Annotated in this window: 15 protein-coding genes and 1 pseudogene; 3 read left to right on the top strand and 13 right to left on the bottom strand. The window is 57.2% G+C overall.

From position 1 onward, the window contains the following. Positions 1-2: 2 nt before the first annotated feature. Complete coding sequence (locus tag HNR65_RS02390) at positions 3-971, bottom strand: calcium/sodium antiporter (protein ID WP_181549833.1); 969 nt, start codon at positions 969-971, stop codon at positions 3-5. Positions 972-1,322: 351 nt separating this feature from the next. Between HNR65_RS02390 and HNR65_RS02385 the strand changes: the two genes are divergently transcribed. Then, positions 1,323-1,811, top strand: coding sequence for a hypothetical protein (locus tag HNR65_RS02385; RefSeq protein WP_181549832.1), 489 nt, complete (start codon positions 1,323-1,325; stop codon positions 1,809-1,811). Between the two features lie 105 nt (positions 1,812-1,916). Here HNR65_RS02385 and hypE read toward each other — a convergent pair whose 3' ends face one another. The 11 genes and pseudogenes from hypE to HNR65_RS02325 all read right to left on the bottom strand — a co-directional run bounded on the left by hypE (position 1,917) and on the right by HNR65_RS02325 (position 14,446). Further along, a complete protein-coding gene (gene hypE, locus HNR65_RS02380) occupies positions 1,917-2,930 on the bottom strand; it encodes a hydrogenase expression/formation protein HypE (protein ID WP_181549831.1) in 1,014 nt (337 codons plus the stop codon). Positions 2,931-2,947: 17 nt separating this feature from the next. Next, the gene (hypD, locus tag HNR65_RS02375) at positions 2,948-4,030 is read right to left on the bottom strand and encodes a hydrogenase formation protein HypD (RefSeq protein WP_181549830.1); all 1,083 of its coding nucleotides are present in this window, start codon (positions 4,028-4,030) and stop codon (positions 2,948-2,950) included. Positions 4,031-4,036: 6 nt separating this feature from the next. Continuing rightward, the gene (gene hypF / locus HNR65_RS02370) at positions 4,037-6,334 is read right to left on the bottom strand and encodes a carbamoyltransferase HypF (protein WP_181549829.1); all 2,298 of its coding nucleotides are present in this window, start codon (positions 6,332-6,334) and stop codon (positions 4,037-4,039) included. Next, positions 6,331-6,543, bottom strand: a complete 213-nt coding sequence (locus HNR65_RS02365) for a HypC/HybG/HupF family hydrogenase formation chaperone (protein ID WP_181549828.1) — start codon at positions 6,541-6,543, stop codon at positions 6,331-6,333. The genes hypF and HNR65_RS02365 overlap by 4 nt, the downstream gene beginning before the upstream one ends. Positions 6,544-6,651: 108 nt before the next feature. Next, positions 6,652-8,007: a Ni/Fe hydrogenase subunit alpha gene (locus HNR65_RS02360; RefSeq protein WP_220128254.1), complete on the bottom strand. Its 1,356-nt coding sequence runs from the start codon at positions 8,005-8,007 to the stop codon at positions 6,652-6,654. Positions 8,008-8,018: 11 nt separating this feature from the next. Then, positions 8,019-8,945, bottom strand: coding sequence for an NADH-quinone oxidoreductase subunit B family protein (locus HNR65_RS02355; protein WP_181549826.1), 927 nt, complete (start codon positions 8,943-8,945; stop codon positions 8,019-8,021). 44 nt (positions 8,946-8,989) lie between these two features. Beyond that, a complete protein-coding gene (locus tag HNR65_RS02350) occupies positions 8,990-10,105 on the bottom strand; it encodes a Coenzyme F420 hydrogenase/dehydrogenase, beta subunit C-terminal domain (protein WP_181549825.1) in 1,116 nt (371 codons plus the stop codon). 62 nt (positions 10,106-10,167) lie between these two features. Next, positions 10,168-10,599, bottom strand: coding sequence for a hydrogenase iron-sulfur subunit (locus HNR65_RS17780; protein WP_220128253.1), 432 nt, complete (start codon positions 10,597-10,599; stop codon positions 10,168-10,170). Between the two features lie 32 nt (positions 10,600-10,631). Continuing rightward, complete coding sequence (locus HNR65_RS02335; RefSeq protein WP_181550061.1) at positions 10,632-13,682, bottom strand: FAD-dependent oxidoreductase; 3,051 nt, start codon at positions 13,680-13,682, stop codon at positions 10,632-10,634. 120 nt (positions 13,683-13,802) lie between these two features. Continuing rightward, positions 13,803-13,949: pseudogene (locus tag HNR65_RS18100) on the bottom strand (helix-turn-helix domain-containing protein); the annotation flags it as partial. After that, positions 13,946-14,446: a hydrogenase maturation protease gene (locus tag HNR65_RS02325; RefSeq protein ID WP_181549823.1), complete on the bottom strand. Its 501-nt coding sequence runs from the start codon at positions 14,444-14,446 to the stop codon at positions 13,946-13,948. The gene HNR65_RS02325 and the pseudogene HNR65_RS18100, both read right to left, overlap by 4 nt. A gap of 394 nt (positions 14,447-14,840) precedes the next feature. Here HNR65_RS02325 and HNR65_RS02320 point away from each other — a divergent pair, with 394 nt between their 5' ends. Both HNR65_RS02320 and acs read left to right on the top strand, forming a co-directional pair. After that, on the top strand, positions 14,841-15,737 hold the full coding sequence (locus HNR65_RS02320; protein ID WP_181549822.1) for a phospholipase A: 897 nt from the start codon (positions 14,841-14,843) through the stop codon (positions 15,735-15,737). 105 nt (positions 15,738-15,842) lie between these two features. Further along, positions 15,843-17,960 (top strand): acetate--CoA ligase alpha subunit, encoded by a 2,118-nt coding sequence (gene acs / locus HNR65_RS02315; RefSeq protein WP_181549821.1) that lies wholly within the window; start codon positions 15,843-15,845, stop codon positions 17,958-17,960. An 8-nt stretch (positions 17,961-17,968) separates the two neighbouring features. Here the strand turns inward: acs and HNR65_RS02310 are convergent, their stop codons facing one another. After that, positions 17,969-19,627 carry an adenosylcobalamin-dependent ribonucleoside-diphosphate reductase gene (locus HNR65_RS02310; protein ID WP_181549820.1) on the bottom strand — a complete coding sequence of 553 codons (1,659 nt, stop codon included), beginning with the start codon at positions 19,625-19,627 and terminating at the stop codon, positions 17,969-17,971. Between the last annotated feature and the right edge of the window lie 5 nt (positions 19,628-19,632).

Genomic DNA, 19,632 nt, shown 5'->3' with positions numbered 1-19,632 from the left:
AGCTATCCCCGCATGACCACGTATACCAGGTAGGCCGCATACAGCACCAGCAGTACCGCCCCCTCCCAGCGGTCCAGGCTGCGGCGCCGGCCGGAAAACATGGTGGCAAAAAGAATCAGGCTGGCCACCACCACCATGCCGATGTCCAGGTTGGCCCCCCGGTGAAAGGGAAGCGGCTTGATCACCGAACTGATGCCCAGCACGAAAAAAATATTGAAAATATTGGAGCCCACCACGTTGCCCACGGCGATTTCCACATTTTTGCGCCAGGCGGCCATGGCCGAGGTGGCCAGTTCGGGAAGGGAAGTGCCCACTGCCACGATGGTCAGGCCGACCATCTCCTGGCTCATGCCAAAGGAGAGGGCAATATCTGCGGCACCGTCCACGATCCATTTGCCGCCCAGGGCCAGGCCCGCCAGTCCGGCGGCCACAAGGCCCATGGACGCGCCAATGCTTCGCTGCTGCATGGGAAGGTCCCGGCCGTTGGCAGAGATATTTCCGGCAATGCTGGCCGAGTAATACAGAAAAATGGCAAAAAACAGCAGAAACACCAACCCGTCGGAACGCGACACGTCCGAATAGGCCCAGCCGTCTAACAGCCGGTCATTGGCGGCGATCCAAAGCACGGCCGCCGCCAGCAGGCTGAAGGGAATTTCCCGCCACACCGTGCCCCGGGACACGGCCAGGGGATAGATCAGCGCGGAGACGCCCAGGATCAAAAGGATATTGGCGATGTTGCTGCCCAGAACATTGCCGATGGCAATACCGGCATTGCCCTGAAGGCTTGCGGTGACATTGACAAACAGCTCAGGGGCGGAAGTGCCGAAAGACACGATGGTCAGACCGATCACCAGATCCGAGATCCTGTATCTCCGGGCAATGGAACCGGCACCTTCCACCAGGAATTCCGCCCCCTTGATCAGGAGCAAAAGACCGATTACAAGAAGCACAACAGGCAATATATACGACATTCGCCACCTTTTTCCGGAAACCGGTTACCATAAGCTGACCATTTTTTGGCACTACCGCAGAATAACCCGAACCGGATATAAAATCAAACAAGAGTTGCCGAGCATTTGGTTGAAGCGGCCGTAAAGCTTGGATGTGAATTTGAAGATTTTCAAGAGAGGAAAACCGGGCAGGAAAAAAACACATCATCGTGGTCCGGGAGTTTCCCGGCCCGGACGCTGTTGCCTGCGGCTTTGGCCACCATATCATCTGCCGGCGTTTTGCTATTGACGCTGATATATGTTATTATAACAAAATAATTCATAATCGTGTTACGCGCAATTTCTCTTCATTTTTTCCCACAAGGTGGAAAGATGATTGTTTTTTTAAAATATCTGAAATTCTTGCTGCCGGTAATAACTGCGGCCCTGATTTTCTTCGGCTGCTACCCCAGGCCCGTGGGTCCGCCCGGGCCTGAAGGAAAACCGCTGGCCTGGACTGAAATGAATTTTGAGCAACGCAAAGCCCACATGCGCCGGAAGGTGCTTCCCCCGGCGTCCGAACTGTTTGAATCCTGGCGGCCCGGGCGCTATGCAGACGCGAACTGCACCCTGTGCCACGGACCGGACGCCCGGAAACAAAAATTCAGCATGCCCACAAAGCATCTACCCCGGCTCAGCGGCGCCCTTCTGCTCGGGCCGGAGTTTGCCCAACATCCGGAGACCACCCGACTTAAGCTGAACCGGCTTGTGCCCCTGATGACCGATGCCCTGGGGGTGAAACCCTTCAGCATCATCACCCGGCGCGGATTCGGCTGCTATTCCTGTCATCTGGGTCCGGACGGTCCCGTGTTCGGCAACTGAGCCGGAAATTTTATACCACCCGGCAATGGCGCCGGCACCTCCAAAACCGGATATAAAATCAAATCAGTTAGTGGATGACACAGCTATATTCGTTCAGGCACTATATCAGCAGATGCGGGGAAGCTGACCGCCGATGAGCATATCCACGATGCGCCGGCCGCCGATGGCGGTTTCCATGACCACCCGGCCGGGGTGGTCGGCCGTGACCTGGCCGATAATGCAGGCATCAGCGCCAAGGGGGTCCTGCCTGAGCACGGCAAGCACGGCATCGGCACAGGCTCTGTCAACAATGGCGATGAGCTTTCCCTCGTTTGCCGCATACAAAGGATCAATGCCAAGAAGTTCGCACAGGCCGGATACGGATTTGCGAACCGGAAGGCTTGATTCATTGATCTGAATGCCCGCGCCCGAGGCAAGGGCAATTTCATTTAAAACCGTTGCCACCCCGCCCCGGGTGGGGTCCCGCAGCACCCGGATGCCGTCCGGGGCGGCGGAAAGCATGCGCGCTACAAGGCCATTTAACGCGGCGCTGTCGCTTTTCACGTCCGCATCAAAGGTCAGCCCCTCCCGCTGGTTTAAGATGGTCATGCCGTGATCCGCCATGGTGCCGCTTAAAAGAACACAATCCCCGGCCCGGGCATTGGCGGCGTTAATTTCAAGATCCCCGACAATCCAGCCCACGCCCGAGGTATTGATAAACAGCTTGTCCGCCGCCCCCCGGGGCACCACCTTGGTGTCGCCGGCAACAATGCTGACCCCGGCCTGCCGGGCGGCAGCGGCCATTGAGGCGATGATCGCTTCCAGATCGCGGATTGCAAAGCCTTCCTCGATGATCAGCCCGGCACTTAAATACAAGGGCACTGCCCCACTCATGGCAATGTCGTTGACCGTGCCGTTGACCGCCAGATCCCCGATATTGCCCCCGGGGAAAAACAGGGGATCCACCACAAAGGAATCCGTGGAAAACGCCATGCGCCCTTTTTGGGACTCGATCACGGCGCTGTCGTCGAGCCGGGACAGCACGTCATTGTCAAATGCCGGCAGCATGATCTTTTCCGTGAGCTCATGGGAAAGCAGGCCTCCGCTGCCGTGGTCCAGCACAATGGTATCGTTTTTCATCTACCCAACCCGTCTGATTATCGGTTGTATTTCCAGTATGCCGCACATGTTCCCTCGCTTGAAACCATGCAAGGCCCCAGCGGGTCGGCCGGGGTGCAGGCGGTGCCGTAAAGCCGGCAGTCAGGGGGCAGGCATCTTCCGGTGAGCACTTCGCCGCAGGCGCACCCGGCCGGGGCTGCGGCCGGGCGGGGATCTATGGAAAACCGCCGGGCCGCATCAAAGGCGGCAAATTCTTCCCGGATGGACAGGCCGCTTTTGGCAATTTCCCCCAAACCCCGCCAGCGGGCATTCGCGGTTTTAAAGACCCGGTCCATGACCTTTTGCGCCCGGGGATTGCCCTGCCAGGACACAGCCCGGCCATAGGCGTTTTCCAGGCCCGGGGTATTCGAAGAAATCATTTCTGTCAGTTCCTGGATGCCCATGAGCATATCTGCGGGCTCAAATCCGGCAATGACGCATGGAATCCGGTGTTTTTCAAAAAATGACGCATAAGCCTGCCCGCCGATGATCACCGAAACATGGCCGGGGAGCAAAAACCCGTGGATTTCAACACCGGAAAGCCCCATCAGGGCTTCAAGTGCCGGGGGCACCAGTTTGTGGGCGCAGTACACGCTGTAATTGCTTAGGTTTTCCGCATGGGCGGCCAGAATCGAGGCGGCAATGGTGGGCGCGGTGGTCTCAAATCCCACACCGGCAAACACCACCTGCCGGTCCGGGTTGGCCCGGGCCAGCGCCAGGGCGTCCATGGTGGAATACACCATCCGGATGTCTTTTCCCCGGGCTTTTTCTTTCTCAAGAGAAGAGCCGGTGGCCGGCACGCGCATGAGATCCCCGAAGGTGGCCAGAATTGTATCCGGCATGTTGGCGATTTCTATAAACGCATCCAGTTCTGCCTGGTCTGTGACGCAGACCGGGCATCCCGGCCCGGAAATCAAAGACAGGGACCGGGGAAGCAGAGTGCGGATGCCGTGGCGGAATATGGACACCGTGTGGGTGCCGCAGACCTCCATGATCCGCATGTCTTCTGTGCACATTGATGTAATCTGTCCGGCAAGACTGGCGCAGAGTTTGCCGTCCCTGTACTGTTCCGTGTGTTCCATGGCGACCTATCGCATTTTTGCCGCGGCGCAAACAGCCTGGCCCAGGCTGATGCCCCCGTCGTTTGCCGGCACAAGGCTGTGAGTATAAACCGAAAAACCCATGAATTCAAGATTTGCCGCCATGATGCTAAGCAGGTAGGCATTTTGAAACACCCCGCCGGTGAGCACCACCCGGCTGAAGCCCTGACGGGCCCGGATCTGATCGCAGATTTGCGAAAACAAATAAACCAGGGTGGAATGAAACCGGCGGCTGATTTCTGCTGCCGATCGGCCGGCCTGCACGTCATCAACAACCGCTTGGATCAGGGGCCGGAGTTCAATGGCGCCGTGGGTGTCTGCCGGCAGGGCATAAGGATAGCACGCCTTTTGGTCCAGCAGGCCGGGATTTGGACCGGCTGCGGCTTCCAGCTTTATGGCGGCCTGGCCCTCGAATTCCACGGACCCGGAATGGATGCCGGCAATTGCGGCCACGGCATCAAAAAGCCGGCCCATGCTTGAGGTCAGGGGAGAATTGACCTGTTTTTCAATCATGCGGGAAATCACGGCCCGTTCTTCCGGATCCCGGCTGCGGACGCATTCCAGTTCCAGGTTCACCCACTGGTTTCCAAATGCCTGATGCAGCCACCCGGCGGCCATGCGCCGCGGGTCGGCAACTGCGGCATTGCCGCCGGGCATGGGCACATATTGGAGGTGAGCTGCGCGGACAAATACGGCGGCATCTGCCACCAGCACCTCACCGCCCCAGATCCGGCCGTCTGTGCCGTAGCCGGTGCCGTCAAAAGCCAGGCCGATGACCGTGTCCGAAATCCGGTTTTCCGCCATGCAGGACACCACATGGGCATGGTGATGCTGGACTGCCACGTGTTTGACTGCCGATTGAACCAGGGCATAGCGGGTGCTCATGTAATCCGGGTGCATGTCATGGGCCACCACCTCCGGGGTGATGTCGAAAAGACCCCGGATATGATCGATGGTGGATTGGAAAAAATCAAAAGCCTCGGGATTTTCCAGGTCCCCGATATGCTGGCTTAAAAACGCGTTTTTATTCTTTGTCAGGCACACCGTATTTTTCAGCTCCGCCCCGCAGGCCAGGATTTGCGGGCACCGGAAATTCAAAGCCAGGGGAGCCGGGGCATATCCCCGGGACCGGCGGATGACGCGCTGTGTGCCGGCCACATGGCGCACAATGGAATCATCTGCCCGAACACAGATACCCCGGTCATGGATAAGAAAAAAGTCAGCGATACGGCAAAGAGCAGAAAATGCCCGCTCATTGTCCAGGACAATGGGCTCTTTGGCTGCATTTCCGCTGGTCATCACCAGGGCGGCAAACCCGTGATCCAGCAAAAGGTGGTGCAGGGGCGTATATGGCAGCATCACGCCGAAACAGGGATTGTCCGGAGCCACAGCATCGCAGAGAACATCAGGCGCTTTTTTTTCCACCAGGACAATGGGCCGCCGGCTGGAGGTGAGCAAATCCGCTTCTTCCGGGCGGATCCGGGCAAATGTCCGGACCTGTTCAAGACCCGGGGCCATTACGGCAAAGGGTTTTTCCGCCCTGCCCTTTTTCCGCCGCAGCCCGGCCACGGCATCCCAGTTTGCTGCATCCGCAGCCAGGTGAAAGCCGCCCAGGCCTTTTATGGCCACAATAGCGCCGGCTTTGAGCTGGTCTGCGGCATGGGCAATGGGATCTGCGCACGGGATTTTTTGGCCCGTGCTGCCGCAAACCACCGCCCTAGGCCCGCACGCCGGGCAGGCATTGGGCTGGGCATGAAACCGCCGGCTGGAGGGATCATGGTATTCGGCCCGGCACTGATCGCACATTTCAAAGGGCTTCATGGTGGTATACGGCCGGTCATAGGGAAGATCATAGACGATGGTGTAGCGGGGCCCGCAGTTGGTGCAGTTGATAAACGGATACCTGTAGCGGCGGTCCCGGGGGTCATGCATCTCCCGCAGGCAGTCGGCGCAAACAGCCGTGTCCGGGCAGACAAATGTGTTGACCGAAGCCATGCCCCGGTCTGTTTGGCCGATGGTAAAATCCGAAAACCCGGCAGGCGGGCTCTGGTGTTCAGTGATTTCCGTGATCCGGGCCATGGGCGGCCCCTGGCCGCCCATGGCCCGGCAGAACCCGGCCACCTTCTCCGGCCGGCCTTCCACATGCACCCGGACCCCGAAACCTGTATTGATAACAGATCCTTTCAGATCATGGGCGGCTGCCAGCTGATAGATATAGGGACGGAACCCCACGCCCTGGACAATGCCTTTGATATCCAGTCTGAGCGCGGAAACCACCGGAGTCATGTAAACACCTGCTTCATGAGCTCCAGGGATTCTTCGGCCGCATCCGCGTCTAACCGGCTGATGGCATAGCCGGCATGAACAATCACGTAATCACCCACGCAGACGTCTTCCACCAGCATCAGGCTGGCTTCGCGCCGCACTCCGTCCACATCAATGACGGCCGTATCACCGTCAACAGCAACGATTTTCGAAGGAATGGCAAGGCACATGGGCGTTTTTTCTCAATTACTGAAGGTTTTAATAACATTGCCGTCCGCATCACGGATGGTCATTTCCATTGCGACACCGCCGTCCAGGCTGTGTGTGGCGCAGGAGACTCATGGATCATAGGCGCGCACCGCCATTTCCACCTTATTTAAGATGCCCTCGTCCACGTGGCCGTCTTTAATCAGGGATCTTGCGGCCTGATCCACGCTCATGTTGATGGGACCCAGGTTGTGGGTGGTGCCCACGATCATGTTGGCCCGGGTGATAAGGCCGTTGTCATCCGTGGAATAATCATGGATCAGGGTTCCCCGGGGGGCTTCCACGCAGCCAACGCCGCGGCCGGCTTTGGGTTCGGCCTCCGCGCGCACGTTTGGATCGGTAATCTCCGGATCTTCGAGCATTTCAATGGCGTGTTCGCAGGCATAGACCTCCTCGATTAACCGGGCATAATGGTACAGCAGCGTGGCCTGGGCCGGCCGGCCAAAAAGCTGCCGGAATTCCTCGAGTTCCTCCTGGGCCGCAGGAGTGGCCATGTGGTCGGCCACGTTGATCCGGGCCAGGGTGTTGGAGCGGTAAATGCCTTTGGGGTTGTCAATGTCCAGGGAGAAACCCTCTTTCCAGGATTTGGCATAGGGAAATTTTCCATAGGACCAGGAGGGGACGTGTTCGCCCAGATAATCCGTGTAATCCTGGACGTCAAAGTCGGTATAGGAGCCGTCGGCCTTCATGAGCCGGATTTTTCCGTCATAAAGATTCAGAGCCCCGGCACTGTCCACCGTGCCGATAAACCCGGTATTGATCACCCCGAGACTCTGGATCGCATCCATGTATTTGGGGAAAATATCCTTTTTGGCAAAATCAATGGTGAAACGGGCGAAATCATAGATCTCGCGCATGCCCTCCAGCATCAACTTGCGGTCTTCTTCGGTCATGGCCTTGGCAAACCCGCCTGTGACCGCAGCAACAGGGTGAATGGCCTTGCCGGCGAATTTCTCAATCATCATCTTGGCCTTGTAGCGCATCTGCACCACTTTTTTGGCCAGATCCGGGTTGGCCTTTGCCACGCCGATGACGTTTCGCACGGCGTAATCCGCATCCGGGCCGATCACAAAGTCGGCCGCTGCCAGGAAAAAGAAGTGCAAAAGCTTGTCCTCGGCCTGGGCAATGGTCTGGATGAGCTCCCGCAGTTTTTGGCCCGCCGGCGGGGGTTTTACGCCAAAGCAGCGATCCACTGCCTTGTTGGCGGCCACGTGATGGTGCCAGGGGCAGATCCCGCAGATCCGGGTTACAATCCTGGGCAGTTCTTCTGCGGGTTTTCCCTCAACGAATTTTTCAAAACCCCGGATGGACTGAAAATGAACCTTGGAATCCGCCACGTTGCCGGCATCGTCCAACTCAATGGCAATGGAGGCATGGCCCTCGATCCGGGTGATAGGCGAAATTTTGATGGTGCGTGTTTCGGTCATAAAACCTCCTTTTATCTGCGGGCCGGTTTCAGCATTCCGTGCCCGCCGGAAAACCGGAGCATGGAAACGGTTTCCGGAAGCGATGCCGGGTCAATACCGTTTGACGCCAGGGCGTTTAACATATCCAGCCGCTGGTTGCCCCCGGGCTGCACAGGGCCGTAGCATCCCCGGCACGGCACCCGGGCGGAAATACACCGGGGCACAACCCCGTCGCCGCCGCAGCCGGCGCGGGTCACCGGGCCCATGCACAAAATCCCCTGCTCCAGCAGACAGCGCATTTGGTCCAGGGGCTCATCTGCACCTTTGTATTGCGGGGCCTGCAAGAATCGCCGCAGCTTGCCGATCTTGCCCTTGCCCTCCCGTTTGGTGGGGCAGGTGTCGCAAACGCTTTTTGTCGGAAGCTCCGGGGTCTTTCCCTCCAGAAACGCAGCCAGGGCGCCAAACACCTGGTCGGGATGGGGCGGGCATCCGGGCAGGTAAATGTCCACATTGATTTTTTCATCCAGGGCGGATACATTTTCCAGCAGGGGCGGCACGCCGTCTGCGGGAACGGCATCGCAGGGATCGGTGGTCTCGGTGGAATAATAACGCGTAAACAATTCGTCATTGGACCAGGAATTGGCCAGGGCCGGGATTCCGCCATGGGTGGCGCAGGTGCCCAGGGCAATAATGGCCCCGCATTTTTTGCGCATTTCCAGGGCCACCTCAAGATGTTCTTCGTTTTTGATACTCCCGCTGATAATGCCCAGATCGGCTTCGGGAAAGCTCAGGTGTGCCCCGTCTCCCATCTGGCCGTAATACTTGTGATCCATGAGCGCTGGCAGATGCACAAACTCCACGAGATCCAGCACGGTCAGCAGCCGCTCGCCCATATCCACAATGGCGATCTCGCACCCGGAACAGGCATTGAGCCAGTCGCTTGCCACTTTTGCTGCCATATGATTTTCCTCTCAAACACGTTTGGATATTGTTTTGAAGCACTTTACCCCTTGATGTTCACCGGCTTTTTGCCCAGTTCCTTGCGGTTGTCCCGGGCGGCTTTCTTTTTTTTGTCCGCCGCCTCCCGCATTTCGGCCAGGGCCCCGGATGCATAGCCCGGGTTTTGCCGTTGGTCAAGCTCCTCCACGGCATTGCCCCGGGCGTCTGCCAGCACAGCCCGGCCCAGGGGGGTGCGGGTGATCACCGTGGTCCAGCCCTCGGGCGCGCCGATGCCGCCAAAGGAAATATCGGCAAATTCAGCTGAATAATCCGGGCAGTACCGGCAGGCCACGCGCTTCATGAACTCCAGGTCTTCCAGGGCAATCGAGCGGATTTCGCCATTGTCCAGGTGGATTAAAAGCGAATCCTTGATATTGATTTTTTTGACATTGTCCCAGGCAAAACCATGGGTATCCGCCAGTTTTTTCCGGCTCTCCGGATCAAAGGTGAAGTTGCCCGAGCAAAACAGCCCCAGGCAGTACTGGATTGAATCCGAAGGCACGATACCCAGCACCTCCATGCGGCGGTAAGCCTTGATCTGGCAGGGGGTGCCCACCAGGGCGACCCGTCGGAGGCCCTTTTTCATCATGGGCGCAAACTCCTCAATGGAGGAATAGGTGACGTACCGGTCGCTTAGATGCTTCATGCCGTGGGATGTGTCAAAATAAAATCCTGCGGCGTCTTCTATCTCCTCCCGGGTTACGGCCAGGCTGGGCCGGCGCATGAAAGGCCCGGCCGGCTTGGTGACAATGGCACCGTCAATGCGGCCGTTGTCAAAAAGATGCAGCAGCAATGCCGTTACCACCCCGCCGTCTGTTCCTCTTTCCCGCACCGCAGTGTCGGCGGACCGGACCACGCTGGTTTCAATGATGCGGCCGTTCGGTGCGCTCCAGGCCACCTTGCGCCGGGTTTCTTCCTCGAACTCCTCGATTTCCGGGCAAATACAATAACACAGCCCGCATTCGATGCATTTTTCCATATCCCCGTAGCGGGGCTTACCATCTTGGTCCAGCTCCAGGGCGCCGAAATTCACGGCTGTGCAAAAGGTGACGCATCCGCCGCACCGGTGGCACAATCCCGGTTTCTGAACCTGCTGAACCAGGTCAAAAAAAGTTTCCATATCCCCTCCTGTGGACTATAGGCCCCATTCGGCCGGACAAATCTATTTAACAGGCAAAGGTCTCAATTGGCCGCCTGCTGCAGGGCGCCGGCTTCACAGGGCCCCATGGCCCGGATCTTTTGGGTAAATTCCGTGACCACTTCAGCAAATCGCGGGGCCTCGGCCGAAGACACCCAGTCAATGGCAAAACGCCCGGGATCAATGCCCGAATCTTCCAGGACCGCCTTGATAACGGTGCTTCGGGCCAGTGCTTTTTCATTACCTTCCAGGTAATGGCATTCCCCGGGGTGTCACCCCATGACAATGACGCCGTCAGCCCCGCTGCAAAGGGCCTCCACCACCACTTCCGGGTGCACCATGCCCGAGCACATCACCCGGATGGCCCGGAGGTTTGGCGGATACTGAATGCGCATGACCCCGGCCAGGTCCCCGCCGGCATAAGCGCACCAATTGCACAGAAAACCGATAATTTTCGGCTCAAATGATTCAGACATGGCTCTGTCTCCCGTTATTGCATTTATCCGTTTTAATTGCGCAGATCCAGTGCCGCACGCACCTGGGCCCGGAGTTGATTATTGGTAAAGCTGTAAACCTGGATGCCCTGCTTTGGACATGTTGCCTCGCAAAGCCCGCAGCCCTTGCACAGGGCCGCTTCCGTGCTGACCTTTTTGACGCTTCTGCCGTCTATGGTTTCCTCAGTGAGGGAGATGGCGTCATAGGGGCACACATCCAGGCATACGGCACATCCGTCGCACTGCTCGGTGACATAGGACTTGACCGCATCCAGATACATCCGGTTTCTGGAAAGAATCACCCCGGCCCGGGACACCGCGGCACGGGCCTGGGAAACCGAACCTTCTATCATTTTCGGATACGCGGCCATACCGGCCATAAACAGCCCGTCCACCGCCAGATCCACGGGCCGAAGCTTGGGATGGGCCTCATTTAAAAACCCGTCCTGGTTGGTGTCGCACCGGAACAGGCTCAGCAGGTCAGAGATCTCATTGGCCTCAATGGCTGCGGCCAGAACCAGGTAATCGGTGTCAATGGCCACGGGCAGACCCAGGATGGGGTCTGTGACCCGGATTTTTAAGCCCGCATCCTCCTGATAGACCTCTGGATCGTTGTCTTTTGGGTCATAGCGGATAAATTTGACCCCGAGTTTTCTGGCCTTTGTATAAAAATCCTCCTTGGCGCCGTAGGTGCGGATATCCCGGTAGAGCACATAGACGTTCATATCCGGGTTCTGCTCCTTTAGCTCAATGGCGGACTTGGCTGTGTGGGTGCAGCAGATACGGCTGCAGTAATTGCGTTTTTCGTTCCGGGAACCCACACACTGGATAAACACCGCAGTATTGGCCTGCTTGACCCGGCCGGCATGATCGGCCAGTTCCCGGTCAAATTCCAGGTGGGTCATCACCCGGCTGTCTGTTCCGTACAGGTATTGCTCGGGAACGGTTTCCCGGCCGCCGGTGGCCAGAATGGCTGCGCCGTATTCAATGTGCTCGGTTTTGCCGTCTGCTTCCACATCACTTGAAAAACTGCCCACAATTCCATTAACAGTGGTCAGGCGGGCGTTTTTCAACACCCGGATTCGCTGGTTGGCCTCCACATTCCGGATCATTTCGCGCAGGGCCGGGCCAACATCCTCACCTTTTGCGGTTTTGCGGATGTTTAACGCGTTTCCGCCCAACTGACCGGTTTTTTCCACCAACACAGTTTCATATCCCTGCTCAGCCAGGCCCAGGGCTGCGCTCAGGCCGGCCGGGCCGCCGCCCACCACCAAAGCTTTTTGGGTCACCTCCACCTCAAGCTTGTCCAGGGGCTGTACCATGCGGGCCTTGGCCACGGCCATGCGCACCTGGTCCATTGCCTTCTGCGTGGCTTTTTCCGGCTCCTGCTGGTGCACCCAGGCATTGTGGTTGCGGATGTTGGCCATTTCCAGCAGATACCCGTTTAATCCCGCCTCCTTTAGGGTGTCCTGAAACAGGGGCTCATGGGTCCTGGGAGAACAGGCCGCCACAACAATCCGGTTTAATTCGTTTTCCGCCACGGCCTTGGCCATCATGTGCTGGGTATCCGTGGAGCAGGAAAACATGTTGTTTTCCACAAACACCACGTTGGAAAGGCTTTTGGTGTATTCCACCACCGCCTCCACGTCAACAGTGCTGGAAATGTTGACCCCGCAGGAGCAGACAAACACGCCGATGCGCGGTTCCTTGCCGGCGATGTTTGTTTCAGCCGGGTATTTCTTTTCCCGGGTCAGGGTGTTTTTGGATGAGACCAGGCCCCGGGCGGCTTCTGCAGCAGCGGATGAGGCCTGGGCCACAGCCGTGGGGATATTCATTGGCCCGCCAAAGGCGCCGCCGATAAAAATCCCCTCCCGGGTACTGGCAGCCGGTTTAAAGCTCGAAGTTTGGGCGAATTGATAATGGTTGAGTGAAATTCCGGTTTTTTCAGCCAGCCGGCGGGCATCATCAGAGGCTTCCATGCCCACGGAAAGCACGGCCATGTCAAAATCTTCCTTCATTGTCCGGCCGTCTTCGGTGACATAACGCATGGTCACCCCGGAATTGCCCGGGCCTGGATCAATGGTGTGGGGACGGGCCCGGACAAACCGGACATTGTGCTCCAGGGCATACTGGTGATAGCGCTCAAACTCCTTGCCGTGTGCGCGCAGATCCATCATGAAAATGGTCTGCTCGCCGCCGCCGGCAATGTGGGTATCGGTGATAATGGCCTGTTTCATGGCATACATGCAGCAGACACTGGAGCAATACCCGTTTTCACATTGATTGGTGTTGCGCGATCCCACACACTGGATCCAAGCGATGGATTTCGGCTCCCTACCGTCCGAGCGCTTCTCCAGATGTCCCTGAAACGGCCCCCCGGCCGAAAGCATCCGCTCATATTCCATGCTGGTGACCACATCCGGGATTTTTCCGTATCCGTAAAAATCCAGCCCGGACGGATCATAGGATTCAAAACCCGGCGACAGAATCAGGGAACCCACGCTGAAATCCAGGATTTCCTCCTTGTCCTCGAAATTGACGGCCCCGGTGGGACAGAATTTTTCGCATGCCCGGCATTTGCCCTTGGTAAAATAAAGGCAGTTGACCGGATCAATGACATACTTGAGCGGAACGGTCTGCCCGTAAGGGATGTAGGCGGCCTTGCGCTTGGCAATGCCCATGTTGAATTCATCATCGACTTTTTTGGGACAGCGCTGGGCACAGATGCCGCAGGCAATGCACTTGTCCATGTCGATGTAGCGGGGATTCTTTTTTACGGTGACTGTGAAGTTGCCGGCCTGACCGGCCACGTCCACGATTTCGGATAAGGTCAGAAGTTCAATATTCAAGTGCCGACCGCACTCAACCAGTTTCGGTGAAAGAATTCACATGGCGCAGTCATTGGTTGGAAAAGTTTTGTCGAGCCGGGCCATGTTGCCGCCAATGCCCGGGCTTTTTTCCAGCAGGTAGACGAAATAGCCGGACTCGGCCAGGTCCAGGGCCGACTGAATTCCGGCGATGCCGCCGCCCACAACCATCACGGATCCCACGGGTTTGTCTGACATGGGCACCTCTTTGTCAATATCTGGTTTTTGGTAACGGGTTTTCCCCGCACCGGCAGAAGCTCCGGACTGCCGGTCTGTCAACTCTTGAATGACCCCGGCCGAAACCTGTCTGGCCCGGAGAAATTCGGCCAGTTCCGATCGGGAAATCACATACCGTTTGCCCACCCCGGGCTTTGCCGAAAGCTTGCCGCTCCTGATCCAGTTGCGGACCGTGTTGCGGTGTACACCCAGAAGGCTGGCCAGCCGGCTTGGACGGATTTCGATCATAACGGCTCCTTTTCAATGATATCCATGATATGCTGGCACATTTCCGGCACCGCGCCCATCACAGACGCGGAAATGCCGGGAGCAATCTCATCCGGAATATATTCGGGCTGGACCACCAGCACACGGACTTCCACGTTGGTTCCAGTGCTGAGTTCCGTGAGCATATTGGTGGTTGGAAACTGGTGCAGGGAAAAATCGCTGGTTTTTTCCGGGGTGATCCCATCCACGGCAATCTCTGAAATCTCGCCGGGAGCCCGGCCTTCCTGCCGGGAGGCATCAATGATGAGAATCCGGCGGGGCTTGTTTTCCGCAAGCAGAATATCAAAAAGCAGGTCTCTCACCGCGGTACCGGCGTCCATGCACCCCACACTTTCCGGAAGCTGATGGTGCTGCCGGAGGTGCTCAATGACTTTCGGACCAAATCCGTCATCACCGAAAAGCGGATTGCCGCATCCGAAAATCAGACACGGCCTGGAATGAATAAGCTCAATGCCCATGGCCTTTTCCTGTGCAATTATGATGGCGCCGTAAAAGTCCAATATCTGCGTTACGCGCAATTTCTCAGAATTTCACGTACGGCTAAGTACGCTGCATTCTTCGAACTTGCGCAAGCCTTGATCTTGAACTGTTTACGGCACCATCTGAAATCAGACTTTTTACGGCGCCATCAATTATGCAAAATGTGCAAAGTGTGCATTTACTCAAAACCCTTGCACAGAAAATTTCCCGTGTCAATAACATTGTTTTAAAAAATAATATCTGTTCGGAAAGCGGATGAAATGCTCTCCATGATCCCATAACGCCTTGTAAATCGGCAAAAAATATGTTTTCCATATAAATGACAGAGAAAAAGGTGCCCCGCCCCTTAAAACAACCAAAAGGAGCCGGCAAATGAACCGGAACACATTGATCCTGATCATTGTCCTGATTTCGGTCTGCATTGCGCATACGGGAAAAATCAGCGCACAAACATCTTTGTATCCGGGTTCAGAGGCTTCTGTTTTTGAATCCAGGACCGGCGATTCGGATTTGCAGACCATGGATTCCATGTTTTCGCTTTATCAGCCGTATCTTGAAAACATTTCAGCCTACAAACCCATGTATTTTCTGGCCGGGGTGGATCCTGAAGAAAGCAAATTCCAGATCAGCCTGAAATACCGGTTTTTCAATCCCAAGAAACAAATTGCGCAAAAACACCCCTGGGCCCGGCAGTTTTTTCTCGGCTATACCCAGACCTCTTTCTGGGATCTGGGCTCGGCCTCCCAGCCGTTTAAGGATACCAGCTACAAGCCCGAGATTTTCTTTTTTTCCCCCAATCTGCTTGGAGACCAAAACGGCATTCCCCGGCTGTTTGTCCAGACCGGATTTCAGCACGAATCCAACGGCCGCGGCGGGCTTGAGTCGCGCAGCACCAATTACGCCTACATCCGCCCGGTTTTTATCTGGTTTCATGAAAAAACCCGGCTGGGAGTCCAGGTGGCGCCGAAGCTGTGGGTTTACGCCGGAAACGATGATGATACCAACAGGGACCTGTACCGCTACCGGGGCTATTTTGACCTTGAAATCAAGGCCGGCCGGGCAGAAGGTCTGGTGCTGGGCTCGCATTTCAGGTGGGCGGAACAAGGCGCGTCCGTGCAGCTTGATGCAACATACCCGCTTCATCGCCTTTTGCCCGTGGATATTGATGTTTACCTCCAGGCCCAGTACGTCAATGCCCTGGCCGAAAGCCTGCTGGACTACCGGGAACGAAACCGGGCCGTGCGCATCGGCATTTCCATTGTCCGATAGGCCGGGGGGTTTGCATTCTTTTTATTTGGCGGTTACAATACCAATTATATATTCCGGGTCAATGCACAACAAAATGAACACGTAAAAAATCTGAAAGAGAGTATAATGGAAAGACTTGACGCGATTTTCTCCCCCAAATCCGTTGCCGTGCTGGGCGCCTCATCAACTCCCGGCAAAGTGGGCCATGACATTTTTGCCAATATCTTAAGGGGCGAATATACCGGGACCCTCTACCCGGTCAACCCCAAGGCCCGATCCATTCTTTGCGTGCGGTGCTACGAATCCATCACGGAAATCCCGGATCCGGTGGACATGGCCATGATCATCCTGCCGCCAAAACTGGCTCTTCAGGCCGTACGCGACTGTGTGGAAAAAGGGGTCAGGGGCATTGTCATTGTGTCGGCCGGGTTCAAGGAAGTCGGGGGCGAGGGCGCGCAGATCGAAACGGAAATTGCCGATGTCTGCCGTCGGGCCGATATTCCCCTGGTGGGCCCCAACTGCCTGGGGGTCATCAATCCCCACCCGGATGTGCGGTTAAACGCCAGCTTCTCCACCCACTTGCCCGAATACGGCAACATCTCGTTTATTTCCCAGAGCGGGGCGCTTTGCACGGCCGTGCTTGACTTTGCCATGTCCCGGGGATACGGATTTTCCAAATTTATCTCCATCGGCAACAAGGCGGACGTGGATGAATTCGACCTGCTGCAGTACTATCACAAGGACCCGGAAACCCGGGTGATGATGGTCTACATGGAAGAACTGCGCATGCGGGAAAATTTTGTGGACAAGCTCAAGCACATCACCTCGGATCACCGCCCCACGCCGATTCTGGTGATCAAGTCCGGCAAGACCGCCTCAGGGGCAAAGGCCGCGTCTTCGCACACCGGCTCGCTGGCGGGATCAGAGGCCGTTTACAACGCCATTTTTGATGAAGCCGGCATCATGCGGGTGGACACCGTGGATGAACTGTTTGACTACGCGGGCGTGTTTTCCGCAAACCGGCTGCCCGCGGGAAACCGCACCGCCATTATCACCAACGCCGGCGGTCCCGGCATCATTGCCACGGACATGACCGAGGTATCCGGCCTGAAACTGGCGCAATTCTCTGATGAAACCGATGCAGCCCTGCGCGAGCACCTGCCGCCCACGGCCAACTTCAGCAACCCCGTGGACGTCATCGGCGACGCGCCGAGCAAACGCTACGAGCACGCCCTGGATGCGGTGATCAAAGACCATGGCGTGGACTGCGTGCTCATGATTTTAACCCCCCAGTCCATGACCGATGCCATCGGAACGGCCAAAGCCATTGTCAAAACCTATAAAAATACGGACAAGCCCATTATCTGCTGCTTTATGGGGGTGGTGGACGTATCTGCCGGCGTACAGTACCTGCAGGAACACCATGTGCCGGTCTATTCCTTTCCGGAAAACGCAGCCCGGGCCATGGGCAGACTCTATGAGGCCACCCGCTGGCTGACACGAACCATCCTGCCCCAGTATGATCTGACCTTTGACCGGGAGCGGGCCCGGCAGATCGTGGACGAATGCCTGAAAAGCGGCAAAACCGTGCTGGGCGAGCACGACGGCGCCCGCCTGCTGCAGTGTTACGGTTTTCCCACCCTGCCCGTGGAAATTGTCGGGTCTGAACAGGAAGCCGGCCAGGCAGCGGATAAAATGGGCTATCCCGTGGTCATGAAAGTGGTGTCCCCCCAGATTCTGCACAAAATGGACGCAAAGGCCGTGGTTTTAAACATTGAAACCACCCAGGAAGCGCAGCAGGCATATACGGATATCGTCAGCAACGCCAAAGCCTACCTTCCGGATGCGGAAATCCAGGGGGTGATGGTCACCAAAATGGCGCCCAAAGGTGAAGAAGTCATCCTCGGCGTCAACCGGCACCCGGGCTTTGGTCATCTGCTGATGTTTGGATTCGGCGGCATTTACGTGGAGCTGTTTAAAAACGTTTCCTTCCGGCTGGCGCCCATCGGCCGCAATAACGCCCGGCGGATGATCCGAAGCGTACGGGGATATCAGATCCTCACCGGCTACCGGGGCAAAGCCCGGGCCGACATTGAAACCATTGAAAAGCTGCTGGTGGGCCTGTCCGGCCTGGTCACAGACTGCCCCCAGGTAAAGGAACTGGACATCAACCCCCTGCTCGTGCATGAAGAGGGCAAGGGCGCCACAGTGGCCGATATCATCATTACCCTGGAACAGGAATGATCAATTGGTCACTCGCATCTTTCACACCGCACCGGGCAGGCCGAAAGGCTCTGTCCCTGGCGGGAATTGTCCCGGTAGACGGTTACGCCCTTGAGCTGCATGGCAGCGGCCTGATCAAAAAGCCGGCGGATGTCTGAGATGGTGGCATCCGCCGGAAAATTGACAGTTTTGGAAACCGCGTTGTCCGTATGCTTCTGAAAGGCCTCCTGGATTTTGAGGTGCCACTCAGGGGCGACATTCCAGGCGGTCTGAAAAATCTCTTTTGGCGGGGTCTGCCCCTTGTCCAGGCAGGCCTGATACAGGGGATGGACCTGTTCGATAACCTTGTCGACCACCTTGCGCTGCAGCTCAAATGCAAATACCGGCTCGATCCCGGAGCTGACCCCGGCAATCAGGCTGATGGTGCCGGTGGGTGCGATGGTTGTCACGGCCGCGTTCCTGCGCCGCATAACGCCTTTTTCCGGAAACACGCTGTGTCCGAATGCAGGGAAGCTGCCCCGGGTTTCTGCCAGTCGGGCCGAAGCCGCGGCAGCGGTCTGCTGAATACAGCCCATGATCTGTTCGGCCAGGTCCAGGGCTTTTTGGCTCTGGTAGGGCACGCCCATTGCGATCAGCGCATCGGCAAACCCCATAACCCCCAGGCCGATCTTTCGGTTGGTGCGGCTCCATTCCTCGATTCGCCGCAGGGGGTAGCGGTTGACCTCTATCACATTGTCCAGAAAATGCACGGCCAGGGTCACGATCCGCTCCAGGCCCTCATAATCAATTCCCTGATCAGAGACAAACCGGGTCAGGTTCACCGAGCCCAGGGTGCAGGATTCAAACGGCAGAAGGGGCTGCTCTCCGCAGGGATTGGTGGCCTCGATACGGCCAAGCCCGGGTGTGGGATTTTCCCGGTTGATCCGGTCGATAAACAAAACTCCCGGATCTCCGCATTCCCATGCGCTTTCAGCGATCATGTCCATGATTTTCCGGGCGGGTTTTTCCCCCACCACCGCCCCGGTGCGCGAATGAATCAGGGGATAATGCCCCCCTCTTTCCAGGCTGTCCAAAAACCGCTCATCCACGGCCACGGACAGGTTGAAATTCTGCAGCCCCTGCTGCCGGGTCTTGGCCCGGATAAACTCCTCGATATCCGGATGGGAAACATGGAGCACGGCCATGTTGGCCCCGGGTCTGACCTGGTTGCGGTCAATGATATAGGTGGCCGAGTCAAACAGCTCGATAAAGGAAACCGGCCCTCCCGAAGCGCCGAATGCGGGAAAAATGGTATCGCCCCGGGGTCTGATCCGGGAAAAGGAAAACCCGGTGCCGCCCCCGCTCTGGTGGATCAGGGCCGTGTCCTTAAGGGTCTGAAAAATGGATTCCAGGTTATCGTCCACCGGCAGTACAAAACAGGCCGCCAGCTGTCCCATGGGCCGGCCGGCGTTAATCAGGCAGGGCGTGTTGGGCAGAAAGGCCAGAGATGTCATGGCCGCTTCAAAGGCGCCGGCTGTTTTGCGCACGGATGCGCCCGGGTCAAACATCCGGTCCGCCTCGGCCACAGCCCGGGCCACCCGGTGAAACAGCTGCTCCGGGGTTTCAATGATATTGCCCTGGTTGTCCCGGGCAAGATAGCGCTTTTCCATCACGGCCCGGGCCACCGGGGTTAATTCCAGATCCGGCATATCCT

It is taken from the genome of Desulfosalsimonas propionicica, assembly GCF_013761005.1.
GTDB classification, from domain to species: Bacteria; Desulfobacterota; Desulfobacteria; order Desulfobacterales; family Desulfosalsimonadaceae; genus Desulfosalsimonas; species Desulfosalsimonas propionicica.
Note: the sequence above shows the minus strand (reverse complement) of the source record. Positions and strands in the feature narration are given on the sequence as shown.

Excerpts from the sequence above, each read along its gene's own strand:
- HNR65_RS02390 (WP_181549833.1), bottom strand. The coding sequence starts at position 971 with ATGTCGTATATATTGCCTGTTGTGCTTCTTGTAATCGGTCTTTTGCTC.
- HNR65_RS02385 (WP_181549832.1), top strand. The coding sequence starts at position 1,323 with ATGATTGTTTTTTTAAAATATCTGAAATTCTTGCTGCCGGTAATAACT.
- hypE (WP_181549831.1), bottom strand. The coding sequence starts at position 2,930 with ATGAAAAACGATACCATTGTGCTGGACCACGGCAGCGGAGGCCTGCTT.
- hypD (WP_181549830.1), bottom strand. The coding sequence starts at position 4,030 with ATGGAACACACGGAACAGTACAGGGACGGCAAACTCTGCGCCAGTCTT.
- hypF (WP_181549829.1), bottom strand. The coding sequence starts at position 6,334 with ATGACTCCGGTGGTTTCCGCGCTCAGACTGGATATCAAAGGCATTGTC.
- HNR65_RS02365 (WP_181549828.1), bottom strand. The coding sequence starts at position 6,543 with ATGTGCCTTGCCATTCCTTCGAAAATCGTTGCTGTTGACGGTGATACG.
- HNR65_RS02360 (WP_220128254.1), bottom strand. The coding sequence starts at position 8,007 with ATGACCGAAACACGCACCATCAAAATTTCGCCTATCACCCGGATCGAG.
- HNR65_RS02355 (WP_181549826.1), bottom strand. The coding sequence starts at position 8,945 with ATGGCAGCAAAAGTGGCAAGCGACTGGCTCAATGCCTGTTCCGGGTGC.
- HNR65_RS02350 (WP_181549825.1), bottom strand. The coding sequence starts at position 10,105 with ATGGAAACTTTTTTTGACCTGGTTCAGCAGGTTCAGAAACCGGGATTG.
- HNR65_RS02325 (WP_181549823.1), bottom strand. The coding sequence starts at position 14,446 with ATGGGCATTGAGCTTATTCATTCCAGGCCGTGTCTGATTTTCGGATGC.
- HNR65_RS02320 (WP_181549822.1), top strand. The coding sequence starts at position 14,841 with ATGAACCGGAACACATTGATCCTGATCATTGTCCTGATTTCGGTCTGC.
- acs (WP_181549821.1), top strand. The coding sequence starts at position 15,843 with ATGGAAAGACTTGACGCGATTTTCTCCCCCAAATCCGTTGCCGTGCTG.
- HNR65_RS02310 (WP_181549820.1), bottom strand. The coding sequence starts at position 19,627 with ATGCCGGATCTGGAATTAACCCCGGTGGCCCGGGCCGTGATGGAAAAG.